The sequence below is a fragment of the Arthrobacter sp. 01T419 genome (assembly GCF_056398865.1).
The window spans coordinates 671,564-688,398 of sequence record NZ_JBFTQF010000001.1; the positions used below are offsets into that span (position 1 = coordinate 671,564).

The window sequence follows — 16,835 nt, forward strand, 5'->3', positions numbered from 1 at the left end:
TGATTAGTGAAGTAGCCCGGAATCCTGAATTATTAGGGGCATGAGCCAAGAGCCGCATGCTGGAAATGTCGAAATCTTCAAGGCCCGCACCAGCAGGTTGTTCGCCTGGACTTGCTGGGCAATTGCGGCCTTCGGGGTAGTCGTGACGCTTGTGGCGGCCGGTCCGGGAGCCCTTCCGGGCACCGCTCCCCTGCTCCTTGTTGCCTTCATCGGCTGGTTGCTCTTCTGGCGGCCGGCGGTAGTGGTCCTGGACTCCGGCGTCAGGCTGGAGAACCCCTACAGGACCATTGAGGTCCCGTGGGATGCCCTGGTGCAAGTGGACACCCGCTACGCCCTCACGCTCATGACGCCGCACAAGAAATACCCCGCGTGGGCCGCGCCGGCTCCCGGGATCTGGGGCGGGCGCAATGCCCGCCCCGAGCACCTGAAAGGGCTCCCGGACACCACCTACGGTCCTGGCACCTCGGTTCGTCCCGGAGATCTCAAGAACACCGACTCGGGTGCCGCAGCCGTCTTGGTCCGCACGCGCTGGCAGGCGCTCGTGGAGTCGGGGCAGGTTGAACCCGGCCGGGCGGAGGACGCCGTGGTGGCGGTTACGGTTGAATGGTTCCGCGTGGCGGCCACGGTGGCGCTGGCCGCAGCCAGCTACTGGGCGGTCTTCCGGTATTAGGGTTCCCCGGGCGGGTCCCACTCAGCTGCCCTTCGGAGTATGGGCGACCGGCGTCGTCGTCGTGCTGGAGTGCTTTGCGGTCTCAACCGCGGACTTGGCCCGGAACTTCTTCTGCCGCGGGTCGAAAGCGTCCCGCAGCCCATCGCCGATGAAGTTGATACTGAGGCAGATGAGGATGATGAACAAGCCCGGGAACCAGAACAGCCACGGTCGGGTAGCAAAGGCCTCCTGGTTCTGCGCAACCAGCAGGCCGAGCGACGTGTCCGGAGCCTTCACTCCAAGGCCCAGGTAGCTGAGGGCGGTCTCGAGCAGGATGGCGGCAGACATAGTCAGCGTCACGTTGACGATCAGCACACCGACGGCGTTCGGGAGGATGTGTTTGAAGATGATCCTGGCGTTGGAGGCCCCGGAGATCCGGGCAGCGTCAACGAATTCCCGCTCGCGGAGGGTCAGGAACTCACCGCGGACAAGACGGGCCAGGCCCACCCAGCTGACAAAGCCGAGGAAGATGCCGAGAATGACGACGCCGTTGTTGGCGGCAAACCCGGTCAACCAACTGCCCTCGTCCCTGCGGTTGGCTATCTGGCCAACCACTGCCGCGAGGAGCAGCAAGGGAATGATGATGATGACGTCGGTCAGGCGCATGAGGATGGCTTCGACCCAGCCTCGGAAATAGCCCGCAAGTCCCCCGACGATAGCGCCGATCGCGCCTGCGATGCCACCGATCAGGAGCATGACTGTGATTGACTGCTGCGCACCACGCATCGTCATGGCAAACAGGTCGCGTCCAATCCGGTCTTGGCCGAACGGATGCTCGCCCCACGCAAACGGCCACAGCGATGAGGTAGGAGCACCATCATTGACGAGCGGCGAGACGTCCACGTGGTTGTACTTCCACCACCCGGGAATCCCGAACGCTCCCACCGAGGTGAAGGCAAGCAGGAAAATCACTGCGAAAACCGCGAGCCCTATCAGAGCGCCCGTGTGGCCGAAAAACCTCTTGCGGACAATCTGGCCCTGGCTCAGGCCGCTGGTAACTTCGCTGCCTGTTTGGGTGGCTGCAGCTTCGGCGAGCGCCTGTTGCGCGAGGAGTTCTTCCTCTTGGGTTGGCTGGCTCATGCTTTGATCCTTACGCGTGGGTCGAGCGCGGAGTACGCGAGGTCCGCTATCAGGTTGAAGACCATAGCGGTGATAGCCACACAAAGGAACACGCCCATCACCGGGTTCGGATCCGTGTGCAGCAGTCCGTCAATGAACAAGAAGCCCATGCCCCGAACGGAAAAAACCGTTTCGGTGATCACGGCACCACCGATCAGTGCACCGATGTCAAAGGCGACAATCGTTGCAATCGGAATCAGGGCGTTGCGGAAGGCATGGCCCATGATCACGGACCGTTCGCTGAGGCCCTTGGCGCGCGCCGTCCGGATGTAGTCCATGTTCATGATTTCGAGCATCGACGAGCGTGTGAACCGCGTGTAGCTGGCCAACGAGACAAGGATCAGGGCTATGGTCGGCAAGACGAGGTGGGTCAAAGTGTCCGTCGACATGATCCAGAAATCGCCTTGGATGTTCGGTGTTCCTGCCCCGATGGTGGCGATCGGGCGCCCGCGCACCCGGCTGTTGTTGAAATAGGACGGCCAGGCCTGCATGAACCGGTCCACCACCACGAGGGCCCCGACCAGGAAGGCCGTGAGTCCGGCTGCGCGCATGGACTGGCCACGGTCGTAGCCGCCCATAAAATACCCCACCGCGACACCGACCAGAATGGTGGCGATTGCGAGGAGGAAGATCATGAGCCCTGTCGCGTCATTGAGCAGCGGCTGCACGGCGAAATAGGCGATCACACCAATGCCCACCACAATCAGGCTCGATTGCAGTGCCTTGCGGTTCTTAAGTCCGGAAACCAAGATGGTGATTCCGACGGCGATCCCCGCCCCCATGATCGCGATGATGACAGGCCCCAAGCCCGGATTGCGGAACCATTGGGTCAGCGAGAAGTAGAAGAGGACAAGCGAAACGGCCGCAAAGACCGAGCCTCCGACGATCAGTCGGCGTTTCACCGCACCGCCCACGACGACGGCCCCAATGAGGCCCAGAACAGCTCCGATTCCAAGAGCAACGGTCGGCGGTATTTCCGGATTTCGCAGGAAATCATTGAAGCCAATGGCGCCGAACTCCTTGAGAAGGACGGCTACCCAGAAAATCGGCAATGAGAAAAACAGGAATGCCATGAAGGTCACGCCGTAGTCCAATGCGCTGTACTGGCGGAGTGCGGTGACGATGCCAAGCGAAATGCCGATGAGAATCGCGAGAACCGTTGCGCCGGTGACGAGTGTCAGGGTTTGAACCAGCGCGAAGCCGAGGGCCTCTGTGATTGGCTGTCCGGCGATGTTCTTGCCGAGATTGCAGGCGTTGCCGAAGGGAACGAGACACTGGGCGGCGCCGCCCAACCACTTGAAATAGCGAAGCGGCGCTGGTGTATCGAGATCAAGCAGATTGATTCGTGCATCCATCAATGCTTGCCGGTTGGGTGCGCTGCTGGTGCGGAGCTCTTCCAAAGGGTCGCCGGACAACGCTGTCAGGAGATACACCAGGAATGATGCTCCAAGAAGAATGAATGCGGCGGTTATGAGCCGCCTGACAATATAGGTCACCATGGTGAAGAACCTCGAAATCCAGGCCCGGGGTGGCCGGCGCCTATCGCAGAATCGTGCCCGTTCCCTGTACGAGGTCGTTGGGAAGCAGACAATATGCCTGTTCGCCAAGCCGAAGACGCCGGGACCATGATACGTCGGTCCCGGCGCCTCGGCTGGCGATATTGCTCGCTGAGTTTGGCCTTACTTCTGAGCCCACTCCCAGAAGTTCCACCAAACACCAGTCTGGTTCGGCATGAGCTTCACGCCCGTGATGCGGTCGCTGTAAGCGTCCACGTTCACTGACTGGAAGAGCGGCACACCGTATGCGGAGTCCCAGATCTTCTTGTCGATCTGCTTCTCAAGGTCATCCTGCTTGCTGCGGTCAGTGGTGACCACGAGCTCTTCCATCAACTTGTCCGCGTCAGCGTTGCTGAACTGGTTGAAGTTGTTGCCGCCGCCGGTCTTGAAGATCTGCGGAACGCCGGAGACACCAACGCCCGGGTTGATCCAGCCGAAGATGGTGGCATCGTAGCCGCCCTTGCCCAGCGCCTTGCCCCAGTCGGACTTGCCCAGGCCGCCGTCGACGATCTTGAAGCCGGCCTTGGTAGCCGATTCCCGGATCAGCGAGAAGGCGTCAACACGGTTGGGGTTGTCCTTGTTGTACATGATGCGGATTTCCGGAGTGGCACCGTTGAGGAGCTTCTTGGCCCCGTCAATGTCAACGTCCTGGTAGGCCGAGGAACCGTTGTTCTTGGCGGAATCCGCGTAAGCAGCCTGCTGCGGAACGAAGATCTGCGAGTCAAGCGGCTTGGCGTTCGGGTCAAGCTTGCCAATGATCTTGTTGACGATGTCCTTGCGGGGCACGGTCTTCATGAAGGCCTGGCGCACGTTCTGGTCGGCCAGCGGTCCCGAGAAGTTGAGGTCCAAGTGGTCGAAGGCCAGCTGGTTGCCCTGGTCAACGGTAACGCCCTGGCTGGAGAGTGCCTTCAGCTGGTCGAGAGTGTCAGCGGAAGCCTGCGGGGCAATGATGTCCGCCTCGCCGTTCTTGAGTGCCTGGACCTGAGCCGGTGCCGAACCGATGTAGCGGACCGTGATTTCGTCAAGGCTCGGTGTCGGCCCCCAGTTGTAGTCCTTGTTCCGAACCATGGTGAGGGACTGGTCCTGGTTCATACTCTTGACGATGTAGGGACCGTTTGAGAGGAACAGGGTCGGGTCTGCGGGAAGCGTCTTCGTGTCGAAGCCGGTGTTCCACATGTCCGACATTGCCTTCAGCTTCGTGTCCGTGGGCTTGGGTGCCTTGGCATCTCCGCGCGGCTTGCTCTTGAAGAAGTCAATCAGGGCCTGGGTGTCCTTCAGTCCGGCCTTCTGGGCCAGGACGTGGGCGGGAACGTCAATGCCCGGGCCACCCAGCACGATCTCCCAGTCGGAGAAGGGCTTGGAGTACTTGAGCGTCAGGGTCTTGTTGTTGTTACTGATCTCCGGGAAATCCGTCAGGCTGAGGCCTGTGTTGTCTCCAGCATAAGAGAAGTACGACGTGCCGGTCTTGGCCTTTGCGTCCGCGTCGTCGTAGTAGCCGGAGAACGCCGCCCACTGGAGAAGGAGGTCTGCTGCCGAAACGGGCGTGCCGTCGGACCACTTAACACCATCGTTGATGGTGTACTTCACAGTCAGCGGATTGTCCGAGACCTTTTCCATCTTGCCGAATTTGTCGTTGTGGACGACGTTCAGCTTGTTGTCGATGTAGTAAAAGCCCGAGTGCGTGGCGTAGCTGACCTTGGAGTTGATGTCAGTGTTGCCATCGGCGGTGTTGGGATTGAACGTGTTGAAAGCGTTGACCTCGACTACGGTGGCCGTGCCACCTTGCTTGGCCGTTCCGGTGGACGGGGTGTTGCCGCCGGAATTGCCGGCGCAGGCGCTCAGTGCGATTGCGGCGATTGCCGCGATACCCACTGCTTTGGAAGTACGTCCGAAACGCATTCCGCCTCCTATTTTTTTGAGTGGAAAAAGCCGGCGCTGTTGACTCCGGCAGACTGCCACAACCCCCTCAGCAGGCTTGTGGCTCGTCTCACATGAGCAGTAGCCTAGCGCCCGGAACGGATGTTTGGCACCAAAGTTTCCCGCCAGTAAAGTTTGTTATCGAGATGCAATCATTGAAGGACGTCCAAGTGGTTCCGTGACCCGGCCGACATGACAGAAGCCCCGATTCACGGCGAACCGGGGCTTATGTCAGTTAATTCTCCATCACTGAAGATGGCAGCGCACGACACGTTGAAGCGGAACTCCACCACATTCCAGCCCTAATGCGCATGACAGCGTCGGCCGCTTACCGACACCGCCTCAGGCCGATAAGGCGGGTTACGCGCTTCCGCCACGAAATCCGATCCAATCCAGCACGTGAAGTGCGGGTGCCTATATGCGCCGTTTCAGCCCGACGTGGGCAGTCCGATATCCAAGTCGCGTGTAGAAGGCTCGAGCCCGTTCCCGTGCTCCGTCCGTGGTCACCTGTGCCAGTTGGGCCCCACGCGCACGCCCAAAATCGTGTGCCCACTCAAGCATCGCGGTGCCCAAACCATGCGAACGTTCCGCTGCCGCAACCCGCAGACCTTCGATCTGCAGTCGGGAAGAACCACCCCGGGAAAGCCCCGGAATGACGGTCAACTGCATCGTGGCAACGACGCGATCGGCACCATTGCGGACCACCCCGAGATAGTTGGAACGGTCGCGAACAACCACGTTGTAGGCAGCCTCGTATCGTTCGAGCTCAACGCACTCCCGATCGGGACCGAACTGATCATCAGACAGCAGCGCGGCGATCGCCTCAACATCATCGCGGCTCGCCCGTTCCAGCCTAAAGGTCCGTCCCGCAACCCTCAGCAGTCCTCGAACCGAGGATCGCGCATCTGCCTGCAAACGAGCGACCAGCAGATCGAGCCATCCGCCGACGTTGGCTCGAGCCTCAACGGTGTCGGGATAACGGCATCTCAAATGCAGACCGGACTCGTCCAGGATGAACCAAAGCATGACGCCGTCGGTGTCGATTGTCGCGCTCACATAATGGGCGTCGAGTCCGGCGGAGTCGATTCGAACCGGCAGTCTGCGCAGGTCCAGCCAGGAGATCGCGAACATGCCGGCTGCCACGGGCATGCCGCCCCATGGAGCCAGTACGTCCGCGAGCGGCCAGGAGCCAAGGTGCACTGCCTCTTTTACCGCGGCCGCCGCAGCGAGCGGCTCGGCGACCGCCGACTCAAGTACCGAATTGGTAATGAACCAGCCGACTGAGTCATGCCAGTTGTCGTCGAAGCGGCTGTGCACGGGAAAAACGGCTCGCAGCGGGGTGCCCGCCAACTCGCGGGTCACCGCAGTCATGGCAACAACAGCGAGTGCGAGCGTCGAGACACCCTCGCTGCGGGCCTGCGCGGCAAATGCGGCACCGTCGTCGAGATCGAACACGTCACGCACTTCGACACGCTCGCGCTGCGGATCGGGCGCACCCAGGGGCAGCGGGAATTGCGGCATAACGCCGCCACTGTCCCGGATGATGTCTTCCCATCGGTGACGCACATGGTCCGGCGCCGCCTGCCGATCCAGCAGTGCCTGCGTGTGTTCAACAAATGCCGGCGCTCGCCCGGGCAACGCTTCACGGCCTGCTTTCCCGGCCTCGAGCGCCGACAGCAGGTCGCGGGCGATCACCAGCATCGACCACATATCGACGTGAGCATGGTCGGCCGCAATCACGACGGCGAGTCCAGCAGCAGTCTCCAATACGCACAGCCGGTGTGAGGGCTGTTGGTATGGCGAACATGCGGCATCGAGAATGTCCCGCACCGCGTCATTGACGGCCTGACCCGGAGCTATCTGATGCTCCACCCAGGTTCCCGGACTAATGTCAATTTCGTGAAGCTCCGGATCCCCATCCGGACCGGGCACGAATGCCGTTCGCAGTGTGCCATGACGGGCGACGACAGCCAGCCAGGCATCGGCAATTGACTCACGACGAGTTGGTGTAGGCAGCCGAAAAGACAATGCCATCCACGAGCCCGGGCGGTCACCTGCCCCCACATGGAGCCGCTGGTCAAAGGACACCGGAAGACGCCGGTCGGACGCAGAGACACTGACGTCGTAGCCCCAAAGTCGTCCGAACGGTAGGCGCAGGTGCGTGACGTTGGTCAGCCGCATGGCAGTATCCTATCGCCCCAGATAACCTGAATGCTCAACGCGGCCGCTCAGGGTGACGCCGTCAGTCACGAAACGAGGAGCCTGATGCCCACTTTCGAGGTTCCCGGAGCCGAGCTTGCGGTTGCTTTGAGCGACGAAGGTGGACACCCAGTTGTCCAACTGCATGGCCTTACCTCAAGCCGCGCGCGCGATCGGGTGCTCAACCTCGACCTCGGTCGAGGGCTTAATGGAACTCGACTGCTGCGGTACGACGCGCGCGGCCATGGCCGGTCGACGGGGCGGAAGGTCCCCGAGGACTATCAATGGCAAAGCCTTGCCGACGACCTCCTCCGACTGCTCGATCACTGGTTCCCAGGCGAACGTGTCCACGGAGTTGGCCCCTCGATGGGTACCGGCACACTTTTGCACGCCGCTTCCCGCGAGCCAGACCGCTTTACCGGGCTCACGCTTATGGTGCCACCCACCGCGTGGGAAACCCGGGCTGCACAGAGTGCAAACTACCGAGTTGCCGCGGCCCTCATCGAGTCTGCTGGTGTCGAGGCATTCCTCGCCACCACGCGTGGAGCAACACCGCCGCCAGCCACAATTGGTGCACCGGAGACGGTGCCCGACGTCGCCGACGCCCTCTTGCCGTCGTTGTTTCGAGGCGCGGCACTCAGCGATCTGCCTGCTCCGGAGGCCGTAGCGCGAATCGACGTACCGACGACAATCTTGGCGTGGGTCGATGATCCCGGACACCCGTTGTCAACCGCTGAATCCCTTGCCGGACTACTCCCGCAAGCAACGCTGACGGTCGCCCGCACCCCAGGAGATGTCGAAGCCTGGCCCAATATTCTGAGCCGAGATGTCGCCCGTCGGGGCTAAGCGACAATTCGCTCGACTACTTGCTCACATTGAAGCAGAACGCGACTACACGTTGAAGCGGAACTCCACCACGTCGCCGTCGGCCATGACGTATTCCTTGCCTTCAATACGGACCTTGCCGCGGGACTTGGCCTCGGCCATGGATCCGGCGTCGATGAGGTCATCGAAGGAGACAACTTCGGCCTTGATGAATCCGCGCTGGAAATCCGTGTGGATGACTCCTGCAGCCTGGGGCGCGGTGTCGCCTCGGTGGATGGTCCAGGCACGAGCTTCCTTGGGACCGGCAGTGAGGTAGGTCTGCAGTCCGAGCGTGTGGAAACCGACGCGTGCCAGCTGGTCGAGGCCGGATTCGTCCTGGCCGTTCATCTCGAGCATTTCGCGGGCTTCTTCTTCGTCGAGTTCAACGAGATCCGATTCGAGCTTGGCGTCGAGGAAAATGCTGTCTGCCGGCGCCACCATGGCACGGAGTTCTTCCTGCTTTTCCGGGCTGCCGAGGATTCCTTCGTCGGCGTTGAACACGTAAATGAAGGGCTTGGCCGTGAGGAGGCTGAGCTCCTTGAGGTGCTCCATCTCCAGCTTGTCGCTCGTGACCGAGGAGAAAATCGTGTCGCCACGTTCCAACACGGCCTGGGCGGCCAAAATTGCTGCCAGTTCAGCGGCTTCGCGCTTCTTGATCTTGACTTCTTTTTCGATCCGGGGGATGGCCTTTTCGATCGTCTGGAGATCGGCCAGGATCAATTCGGTGTTGATCGTCTCAATGTCGGAGCGGGGGTCAACCTTGCCGTCGACGTGGACGACGTCCGGGTCATCGAAGACGCGGATGACTTGGGCGATGGCTTCTGCCTCGCGGATGTTTGCAAGGAACTTGTTGCCCAGGCCTTCGCCTTCGGAGGCGCCTTTGACGATTCCCGCGATGTCAACGAAAGAGACGACGGCGGGCAGGAGCCGCTGCGATCCGAAGACCTCGGCCAACTTCTGCAGGCGCGGGTCCGGCAGGTTGACGACGCCGACATTTGGCTCGATGGTGGCGAACGGGTAGTTCGCGGCCAGCACCTGGTTGCGGGTCAATGCGTTGAAAAGGGTTGATTTGCCGACGTTGGGCAGTCCGACGATGCCAATAGTAAGAGCCACGAGCATTGATTCTACCCGCTGAGGACCCTTGTCCGCTTTGCGGGAAGAACCTCGGACCCCGATGGCCGGACGCCGTGACCCGGCTTCGCTATATTGTCCTACCCCTATGCCAAGGTTGGAGACATGGATGGTCTTGCAGTAATACTCGCTTTGTTCATGCTTCTTCTCGGTGCCGCCGCAGGGGTGGTGGCTGGCTTCCTCCTGTTTCAGCGCCGGAACGTCGCCCTGGAAGAAGATTTCGACGCCGTCTCGGAGCGGCTTGCCGCGGTGAACGCCCAGTTTGCAGCCGCCGACGCCGAGCGGCGCCTTCTGTCGTCGCAGAACCGCGAACTGAACGAGTCCAGGAACCAGGACAGCAGTGTGTTGCGTGCCCTTGCCCCCGTTGCCGAGAAGCTGACGGCCGTCCAGCAACAGGTCTCGCTTCTGGAACGGGACCGTTTGGAACAGTACGGCCAGCTTGCCCAGCAGCTCCAGGAAGCCCGTTTGTCGGATGAGCAGCTGCTGCGTTCCACCCACGCCCTGGCCTCCGCGCTGCGGTCCAACAGTGCGAGGGGGCAGTGGGGGGAAGTCCAGCTGCGCCGGGTGGTGGAAGCCGCGGGCATGTTGCGGCACGTCGATTTTCACGAGCAGGTGCACTCCGCTTCCGTGGACAACGCCGTCCGGCCTGACCTCGTTGTCCAGTTGCCCGGCGGAAAGCAACTGGTAGTCGACGCCAAAGTGCCGCTCGGGTCTTACCTTGCAGCCCAAGAACAGGGCAACATCAGGCACGTGGCAGAGAGCGGCATGCAATCGCCCGGCAATAGCACAGACGCATTGCTGCTGGCTCATGCAAAGGCCCTCAAGTCGCATGTGGATGCCTTGGGCTCCAAGAAGTACTGGGACATCCCCGGCAACTCGCCGGAGCTCGTGATCTGTTTCCTCCCGGCAGAATCGATCCTCGCTGCGGCCCTGGAAGCTGACCCGGCACTTTTGGACCATGCCCTCTCCCGGAACGTGGTCCTGGCATCCCCCGGTACCTTGCTGGCTGTTCTCAAGTCCGTTGCCTTCACGTGGCGGCAGGACGTTTTGACGGACAACGCCCGCGAACTCTTCGAGCTCGCCCGGCAGCTGTACGAACGCATGGGCACCCTGGGTGACAACGTGGGCAAGCTAGGTTCGTCTTTGAAGACCTCGGTAGATCGCTACAACGCACTTGTCGGAACGCTGGAGGCTCGCGTACTGCCCACGGCCAGGAAACTCAATGCCATGGACACCGACGGCTTGGTGTCACCGCCCGCTGTGGAAGCAGTGCCACGCACTTTGGCTGCGCCCGAACTGATCGAAGGAGAATCCGCAGCCTGAGACCGGGCTGAAACCAGCCTGGGACCGCCGGGCACCGCCTACGACGTTGGGCGGTTCCCGCGCCCGCCCAGGGCGCGTGTGACGTCTCCGGCCTCTTTGAGGGTGGCACGCAGTTCCTTCGGCAGGGAGAACAGCAAGTCTTCCTCCGCTGTCACCACCTCTTCAACTGCACCATAGCCATAATCGGCAAGCAAGCGGAGAACGTCCTGGACCAGGACTTCGGGTACGGAAGCGCCCGAAGTCACGCCAACGGTGGCAACGCCCTCGAACCAGCGTTCGTCAACCTCGTTCGCGAAATCGACCCGGTAGGAGGCCTTGGCCCCGTATTCAAGTGCCACTTCGACGAGCCGCACGGAGTTGGAGGAATTCGCGGACCCCACCACGATCACCAGGTCCGCCTGCGGTGCAATCTTCTTGATGGCCACTTGGCGGTTGGTGGTGGCGTAGCAAATGTCGTCGCTGGGCGGATCCTGCAGCGTGGGGAACCGTTCCTTGAGCATCCGGACCGTCTCCATGGTCTCGTCCACGCTCAGGGTGGTCTGTGAAAGCCAGATGGTCTTCTCCGGATTGCGCACGGTGACCTTGTCCACTTCGTGCGGACCGTTGATGATCTGGATGTGGTCCGGAGCTTCACCGGCCGTGCCTTCCACTTCCTCGTGGCCGTCATGGCCGATGAGGAGAATGTCGTAGTCTTCCTTGGCGAAACGGACGGCTTCGCGGTGCACTTTCGTGACAAGGGGGCACGTGGCATCGATGGTACGCAGGCCGCGGTCCTCGGCCGACTGAACAACGGCCGGGGACACTCCGTGGGCGGAGAAGATCACCAGTGCTCCTTCGGGCACCTCATCTGTCTCATCGACGAAGATGGCACCCTTCTCCTCCAGGGAGGTGACGACATGAACGTTGTGCACGATCTGCTTACGCACGTAGACGGGCGGGCCATAGTGTTCCAGCGCTTTCTCCACCGCGATGACTGCGCGATCGACTCCTGCACAGTATCCGCGAGGAGCCGCGAGCAGGACCCGCTTGGGGGCCGACACCGGGGCGGCGGCCAGCACCTCTTCCGGCGTCCGGCGCCTACGCGGGACAGTGGGCATCGGAATGGAAACTGCTGAGCTGGTCATTCCTCCATGCTACCGGCAGCGTTCACCCGTACGCTCGGCTTGGCTTTGGGTGAGAAAATCGCACCGAGCAGGCCGAGGAGCGCAAACACTCCCGCGGCAATCCAGGCGATGGTGATCCAGCCGTTGAAATTGTCGACCGACGCCGCCACCAACTCCCGCGCGAAAAGACCGCCTGTGGCGGTTCCGCCCAAGCCCGCATCGCCTGCGCCCTTCAGCACCGTCGTAGCCAATTGCCACAGTGCCGCGACTGCGGCCAGGCCCAGTCCGGTGAACAAGAGAAGCACGCCCCTGCGTTTCGCGGCAAGCAGCCCCAGGACAAACAGTAGGACGGCGCCGAGGCCTGGAATCCACCACATCGGCGCGTACGCGCCGATGGCGTCTACCTGCTGGCGCTGGGCGGGGCCGCCGATGTTGATCAGGGTGGAGTCCGGCGTCGCAATGGGGAGGCCGGTTGCCGCGTGGAGCCGGTCTGCGGCGAGCTTGGCCAGGGGCCCGACGTCGAGCACCAAGGACGTCCCCGCGGTCGGGTTCCCGGGACCGGTGTTGCCTGCGAAATTCAGTTGGTGGCTGCGGCGTACGGTTTCATTCCACGCTTGCGGGTATTCGGGCCACGTGGTCATCGCGGTGGTCGCATCTTTGAGGAAAGTGGCGCCAAGTTGCTCCACCTGCGCCGGTAGATTGATTTTGGATTCCAGGCTTGCGACGGCGGTGGCCGCCAGGCGCGACTGAAACGCTTGGTCCTTCCCTAGCGAAGCCGTGAGCCCCACGAAACCGTCTTCACGAACGATGTTGGCGTCTGTCCACGCCATAGGGACGGCGATTCCTGTGAGCAGAAGGGCAAAGATCACTGCGATTGCAGAGACGAACGTGCGCAATGGATTCCTCAGGTTTGGAGTACAGCAGTTCCAGCCGGGGCGACGACCAGAAAATGTCAGTCATGCATGCTACAAGGTATGGATAGAGTTGGAAGCCTGCCGCCAACTTTGAGGCAGCAAACTTTTCAGTAGCACTCATAGCTGCGGAGCTACCGGCAGCCCTTAGCAACGTACCAGCGAGGACGGAACCATGCACAAGCCACCAGCAGGAGGCTACCCGCGTGTCCTATGATGCCGTGTCCGGCGCCACGCCACAGCCGTTGCCAACCGCGGAGTCTCCCAAAGGAGAGTCAACACTGCCCGCCACCGCGTCGGAGACCACCCCGGACAATCCGTGGCCATTGCAACTGCTGTCCCGCAAGCTCAAGACGCACATAGAACGGGCTCCGGCGGCGTGGATTGAAGGCCAAGTCATCGAACTCAACCGTCGTGGTGGCAGCGCTTTCGTGACGTTGCGGGACACAGACGCTGAAATTTCTTTGCCTGCATCGCTGTGGTCCAATGTCCTGGACCGCCAGAAGGTGCCGTTGGAGCGTGGCTCACGCGTCGTCGCATTGGTGAAGCCCGAATTCTGGCTTAAGACCGGCCGGCTCAACATGTCGATCAAAGACATCCGTCCGGTGGGCCTTGGCGATCTCCTCGCAAGAATCGAGCGCCTACGCCAGGCCCTCGCCGCAGAGGGGTTGTTCTCAGACTCTCGGAAGAAGCGGCTGCCTTTACTCCCCCACCGGATCGGGCTCATCACGGGCCGCGATTCGGACGCCAAGAAAGACGTCCTGCGCAACGCGGCCCTTCGCTGGCCCGCCGTCGAATTCGCCATTCGCGAGGTCGCTGTCCAAGGCGTTACCGCAGTCACCCAGATCCTCGCCGCCCTCAGGGAGCTCGACGGCGATCCCCATGTGGATGTGATCGTGATCGCCCGTGGCGGCGGTGCTTTGGAGGATCTACTCCCCTTCAGCAACGAGGAACTGGTACGGGCGGTATCTGCTGCGGCTACTCCCGTGGTCAGCGCAATTGGCCATGAGGCCGATCACCCTATCTTGGATGACGTCGCCGATCTGCGGGCGTCCACGCCTACCGACGCCGCGAAGAGGATCGTGCCGGACGTCGCTGAAGAATTGGCGAGGGTCCGGCAGGCCCGAGAGCAACTGCACCGTAGCGTGGGCCGCCTGGTGGACCGCGAAACCGATCGACTCCACGCTTTACGGTCACGCCCTGTTTTGGCTTCCCCCGAGGGAATGGTCACGGCGCGGGAAGAGGACGTCGAGCGACTCCGGAAACACGCGCACACGGCGGTGAGCGCCGCCGTCGTCCGCGCACTTGACCAGGTGCACCACCTCCGCGCCCAGATAAGGGCCTTGTCCCCGCAAAAAACGCTGGACCGCGGTTACGCGGTGGTCCAAGTGACCGGAGCGGACGGCGTCGGCCACGATGTCGTCCGGAACCCGGACCAAGCCCCGGACGGCACCGAGCTGACCCTGCGGTTGGCGGAAGGCCGTCTCTCAGCCGTGTCTTCCGGAACTTCCGGACACCCAAGCAAAAAACAGCAGAATGAGGACTAAGAGATGACAGCGGAGAACACCTCCCCCGAAGCCAAGGGTTCAGCTGAGAACCTGGACGCCCTCAGTTACGAGGAAGCCCGCGAGCAGCTGATGGGCGTTGTCGGCCGCCTTGAAGCCGGCGGAGCAAGCCTTGAGGAATCACTCGCGCTGTGGGAACGCGGCGAGGCGCTGGCCAAGCGCTGTGAAGAGTGGTTGGAAGGTGCCCGCAGGAGGCTTGCCGCGGCCCGGAGCAAGAGCGAGGAATAGCGAGGATTTGCGACGGCCACGCGCCGAGCATCAGGCAGGTTGATGAGGCTTGGGCGGCACCTTAGGATTCGACGGCCAACGCCCGTTCAGCCGATACGTCAAAGTCCGCCTTCGGCCAGCTCAGGTCCAGCTTCGCGAGTGTCTCGAGGAGAAGCTCCTGGACGGCGATCCTCGCAAACCACTTCTTGTTCGCTGGAACCACATACCATGGCGCCACCTCGGTTGACGTCTTCTCGAAGACGAGCTGATAGGCCTTCATGTAGGAATCCCAATGGGCACGTTCCTTGAGATCGCTCGTGTTGTACTTCCAGTGCTTGGAAGGGTCGTCCAATCGCGCCAGCAAGCGCGCTTTCTGTTCATCGCTGCTGATGTTCAACATGACCTTGACGATCGCAGTGCCTTGCTCGGCGAGTCGTGCCTCGAACTCGTTGATTGCTGCGTAACGCCGTTCCAGTTCGGCCTCATCGGCCCAACCGTGCACTCGGTGAATCAGCACGTCCTCGTAGTGGGAGCGGTCAAAAACCCCCACGAATCCAGGGGTAGGCAAAGCCTTCTCGATCCGCCAGAGGAAGTCGTGGGCTTTTTCCTCATCCGTCGGAGCCTTGAAAGGGGCAACCTTGACTCCCTGCGGATCCATCGATCCCACGACGTGCTCAACAATCCCGCCTTTGCCGGCAGTGTCCATGGCTTGGAGGATCAACAGCACCCGTTTGGGGTTACCGAACTTCCCCTCGGCAAAAAGCATCTCCTGGAGCTCGTCCAAGCGGTCGTCTTGGGCCGCCAGCAAAGCGACCCCATCGGATTTCTTCCCCCTGTAGCCAGGCGTCGATTCCGGATCCACCCCGGACAGCGAGAAGCCCGGCCCGGCTTTCAGTTCCTTGGACGGACTGCGCTTGAAACCCACAACGGCGGCCATTCGACTTCCCCTCCGGTCTGGCCGCATTCATCGCGGCATGCACAACAGGCTAGTTGCCTTGGTACCGCCCGAGGAAGTCCGCCATGCGGCCAATCGCTTCTTCAATGTCCTTGACGTTTGGCAGCGTCACCATCCGGAAGTGATCAGGACGCACCCAGTTGAAAGCCCGGCCGTGCGAGACAAGGATCTTTTGTTCCTTGAGCAGGTCGAGGACGAATTTCTCGTCATCGCGGATGTGATAGACCTCGGGGTCCAACTTCGGGAACAGATAGAGGGCACCCCTGGCCTGCTGCGTGCTGACGCCGGGGATGGCGTTCAGAAGATCGTAGGCTTTGTTCCGCTGCTCCAGGAGCCTGCCGCCGGGCAGGATGAGATCGTTGATGCTCTGGTGGCCCCCCAAAGCGGTCTGGATGGCATGCTGTGCCGGTACGTTGGCGCACAAGCGCATGTTGGCCAGCAGGTTGATGCCCTCGAGGTAGTCAGCGGCATCCTTCTTGGGGCCGGAGATGGCCATCCAGCCAGCACGGTAGCCACACACCCGGTAGGCCTTGGACAATCCACTGAACGTCAGGCAGAGCACGTCGTCGCCGGTGAGCCCGGCAAGATTCACGTGGACAGCGTCTTCGTAGAGGATCTTCTCGTAGATTTCATCAGCGAAAACCACCAGACCATGCTTTTCGGCCAGAGCCACGATCTTCTTGAGGGTCTCCTCCGGGTACACGGCACCCGTGGGGTTATTGGGGTTGATGACCACGATGCCCTTGGTTTGAGGCGTGATCTTTGATTCCATGTCCTCAAGGTCCGGCTGCCAGCCCGATTCTTCGTCGCACAGATAGTGGACAGGGCGGCCGCCGGCCAGTGCCACTGAAGCGGTCCAGAGTGGGTAATCGGGAGTGGGGATGAGGATCTCGTCTCCCACCTCCAGCAAGGCCATGAGCGACATGGTGATGAGCTCACTCACGCCGTTGCCCAAGTAGATGTCGTCAACGTGGATGTTTTGGATACCGCGGGTCTGGTAGTACTGCGAGACGGCGGTGCGGGCCGAGAAAATACCGCGCGAATCGCTGTATCCCTGGGCATGCGGCAGGTGGCGGATCATGTCCACCAAAATCGCGTCCGGCGCTTCAAATCCGAAAGGGGCCGGGTTTCCGATATTCAGTTTGAGGATGCGGTGACCCTCTGCCTCCATCTGCTGGGCGGCCTGAAGAATCGGTCCACGGATGTCGTAAAGGACATTATGAAGCTTGGTGGACTGCTTGAATTCTGCCATCCATCAAATATGCCATACCGGGGA

14 protein-coding genes are annotated in these 16,835 nt (G+C 61.6%); 5 read left to right on the top strand and 9 right to left on the bottom strand.

Features of this window, described 5'->3' with window-relative positions:
• Positions 1–40: 40 nt before the first annotated feature.
• Positions 41–670: a PH domain-containing protein gene (locus AC1DLO_RS03145; protein WP_476890788.1), complete on the top strand. Its 630-nt coding sequence runs from the start codon at positions 41–43 to the stop codon at positions 668–670.
• 21 nt (positions 671–691) lie between these two features.
• Here the strand turns inward: AC1DLO_RS03145 and AC1DLO_RS03150 are convergent, their stop codons facing one another.
• The 4 genes from AC1DLO_RS03150 to AC1DLO_RS03165 form a co-directional block, all read right to left on the bottom strand.
• Positions 692–1,789 carry an ABC transporter permease gene (locus AC1DLO_RS03150; protein WP_476890789.1) on the bottom strand — a complete coding sequence of 366 codons (1,098 nt, stop codon included), beginning with the start codon at positions 1,787–1,789 and terminating at the stop codon, positions 692–694.
• Complete coding sequence (locus AC1DLO_RS03155) at positions 1,786–3,327, bottom strand: ABC transporter permease (protein ID WP_476890790.1); 1,542 nt, start codon at positions 3,325–3,327, stop codon at positions 1,786–1,788. Before AC1DLO_RS03155 ends, AC1DLO_RS03150 begins: the two co-directional genes overlap by 4 nt.
• A gap of 180 nt (positions 3,328–3,507) precedes the next feature.
• Positions 3,508–5,283, bottom strand: coding sequence for an ABC transporter family substrate-binding protein (locus tag AC1DLO_RS03160; RefSeq protein WP_476890791.1), 1,776 nt, complete (start codon positions 5,281–5,283; stop codon positions 3,508–3,510).
• A gap of 432 nt (positions 5,284–5,715) precedes the next feature.
• Positions 5,716–7,482 carry a GNAT family N-acetyltransferase gene (locus tag AC1DLO_RS03165; RefSeq protein WP_476890792.1) on the bottom strand — a complete coding sequence of 589 codons (1,767 nt, stop codon included), beginning with the start codon at positions 7,480–7,482 and terminating at the stop codon, positions 5,716–5,718.
• An 84-nt stretch (positions 7,483–7,566) separates the two neighbouring features.
• On the opposite strand from AC1DLO_RS03165, the gene AC1DLO_RS03170 reads away from it, so the two are divergent.
• Positions 7,567–8,346, top strand: coding sequence for an alpha/beta fold hydrolase (locus AC1DLO_RS03170; RefSeq protein WP_476890793.1), 780 nt, complete (start codon positions 7,567–7,569; stop codon positions 8,344–8,346).
• Positions 8,347–8,391: 45 nt separating this feature from the next.
• Here AC1DLO_RS03170 and ychF read toward each other — a convergent pair whose 3' ends face one another.
• Positions 8,392–9,477 (bottom strand): redox-regulated ATPase YchF, encoded by a 1,086-nt coding sequence (gene ychF, locus AC1DLO_RS03175; protein ID WP_476890794.1) that lies wholly within the window; start codon positions 9,475–9,477, stop codon positions 8,392–8,394.
• 123 nt (positions 9,478–9,600) lie between these two features.
• Here ychF and AC1DLO_RS03180 point away from each other — a divergent pair, with 123 nt between their 5' ends.
• The gene (locus AC1DLO_RS03180) at positions 9,601–10,818 is read left to right on the top strand and encodes a DNA recombination protein RmuC (protein WP_476890795.1); all 1,218 of its coding nucleotides are present in this window, start codon (positions 9,601–9,603) and stop codon (positions 10,816–10,818) included.
• 38 nt (positions 10,819–10,856) lie between these two features.
• On the opposite strand, the gene AC1DLO_RS03185 is transcribed toward AC1DLO_RS03180, so the two are convergent.
• Positions 10,857–11,942 carry a 4-hydroxy-3-methylbut-2-enyl diphosphate reductase gene (locus tag AC1DLO_RS03185; protein ID WP_476890796.1) on the bottom strand — a complete coding sequence of 362 codons (1,086 nt, stop codon included), beginning with the start codon at positions 11,940–11,942 and terminating at the stop codon, positions 10,857–10,859.
• A complete protein-coding gene (locus tag AC1DLO_RS03190) occupies positions 11,939–12,817 on the bottom strand; it encodes a hypothetical protein (RefSeq protein WP_476890797.1) in 879 nt (292 codons plus the stop codon). The genes AC1DLO_RS03185 and AC1DLO_RS03190 overlap by 4 nt, the downstream gene beginning before the upstream one ends.
• A 260-nt stretch (positions 12,818–13,077) precedes the next feature.
• Here AC1DLO_RS03190 and xseA point away from each other — a divergent pair, with 260 nt between their 5' ends.
• Complete coding sequence (xseA, locus tag AC1DLO_RS03195) at positions 13,078–14,379, top strand: exodeoxyribonuclease VII large subunit (protein ID WP_184740630.1); 1,302 nt, start codon at positions 13,078–13,080, stop codon at positions 14,377–14,379.
• 3 nt (positions 14,380–14,382) lie between these two features.
• Positions 14,383–14,625 (top strand): exodeoxyribonuclease VII small subunit, encoded by a 243-nt coding sequence (locus tag AC1DLO_RS03200; protein WP_476890798.1) that lies wholly within the window; start codon positions 14,383–14,385, stop codon positions 14,623–14,625.
• Between the two features lie 61 nt (positions 14,626–14,686).
• Here the strand turns inward: AC1DLO_RS03200 and AC1DLO_RS03205 are convergent, their stop codons facing one another.
• On the bottom strand, positions 14,687–15,541 hold the full coding sequence (locus tag AC1DLO_RS03205) for a polyphosphate kinase 2 family protein (RefSeq protein WP_476890799.1): 855 nt from the start codon (positions 15,539–15,541) through the stop codon (positions 14,687–14,689).
• A gap of 49 nt (positions 15,542–15,590) precedes the next feature.
• Positions 15,591–16,811: a pyridoxal phosphate-dependent aminotransferase gene (locus AC1DLO_RS03210; protein ID WP_059387460.1), complete on the bottom strand. Its 1,221-nt coding sequence runs from the start codon at positions 16,809–16,811 to the stop codon at positions 15,591–15,593.
• Positions 16,812–16,835: the final 24 nt, after the last annotated feature.

What these genes read in the sequence shown, in the direction of transcription:
- AC1DLO_RS03145 (WP_476890788.1), top strand. Translation starts at nt 41, where the DNA reads ATGAGCCAAGAGCCGCATGCTGGAAATGTCGAAATCTTCAAGGCCCGC.
- AC1DLO_RS03150 (WP_476890789.1), bottom strand. Translation starts at nt 1,789, where the DNA reads ATGAGCCAGCCAACCCAAGAGGAAGAACTCCTCGCGCAACAGGCGCTC.
- AC1DLO_RS03155 (WP_476890790.1), bottom strand. Translation starts at nt 3,327, where the DNA reads ATGGTGACCTATATTGTCAGGCGGCTCATAACCGCCGCATTCATTCTT.
- AC1DLO_RS03160 (WP_476890791.1), bottom strand. Translation starts at nt 5,283, where the DNA reads ATGCGTTTCGGACGTACTTCCAAAGCAGTGGGTATCGCGGCAATCGCC.
- AC1DLO_RS03165 (WP_476890792.1), bottom strand. Translation starts at nt 7,482, where the DNA reads ATGCGGCTGACCAACGTCACGCACCTGCGCCTACCGTTCGGACGACTT.
- AC1DLO_RS03170 (WP_476890793.1), top strand. Translation starts at nt 7,567, where the DNA reads ATGCCCACTTTCGAGGTTCCCGGAGCCGAGCTTGCGGTTGCTTTGAGC.
- AC1DLO_RS03180 (WP_476890795.1), top strand. Translation starts at nt 9,601, where the DNA reads ATGGATGGTCTTGCAGTAATACTCGCTTTGTTCATGCTTCTTCTCGGT.
- AC1DLO_RS03185 (WP_476890796.1), bottom strand. Translation starts at nt 11,942, where the DNA reads ATGACCAGCTCAGCAGTTTCCATTCCGATGCCCACTGTCCCGCGTAGG.
- AC1DLO_RS03200 (WP_476890798.1), top strand. Translation starts at nt 14,383, where the DNA reads ATGACAGCGGAGAACACCTCCCCCGAAGCCAAGGGTTCAGCTGAGAAC.
- AC1DLO_RS03205 (WP_476890799.1), bottom strand. Translation starts at nt 15,541, where the DNA reads ATGGCCGCCGTTGTGGGTTTCAAGCGCAGTCCGTCCAAGGAACTGAAA.
- AC1DLO_RS03210 (WP_059387460.1), bottom strand. Translation starts at nt 16,811, where the DNA reads ATGGCAGAATTCAAGCAGTCCACCAAGCTTCATAATGTCCTTTACGAC.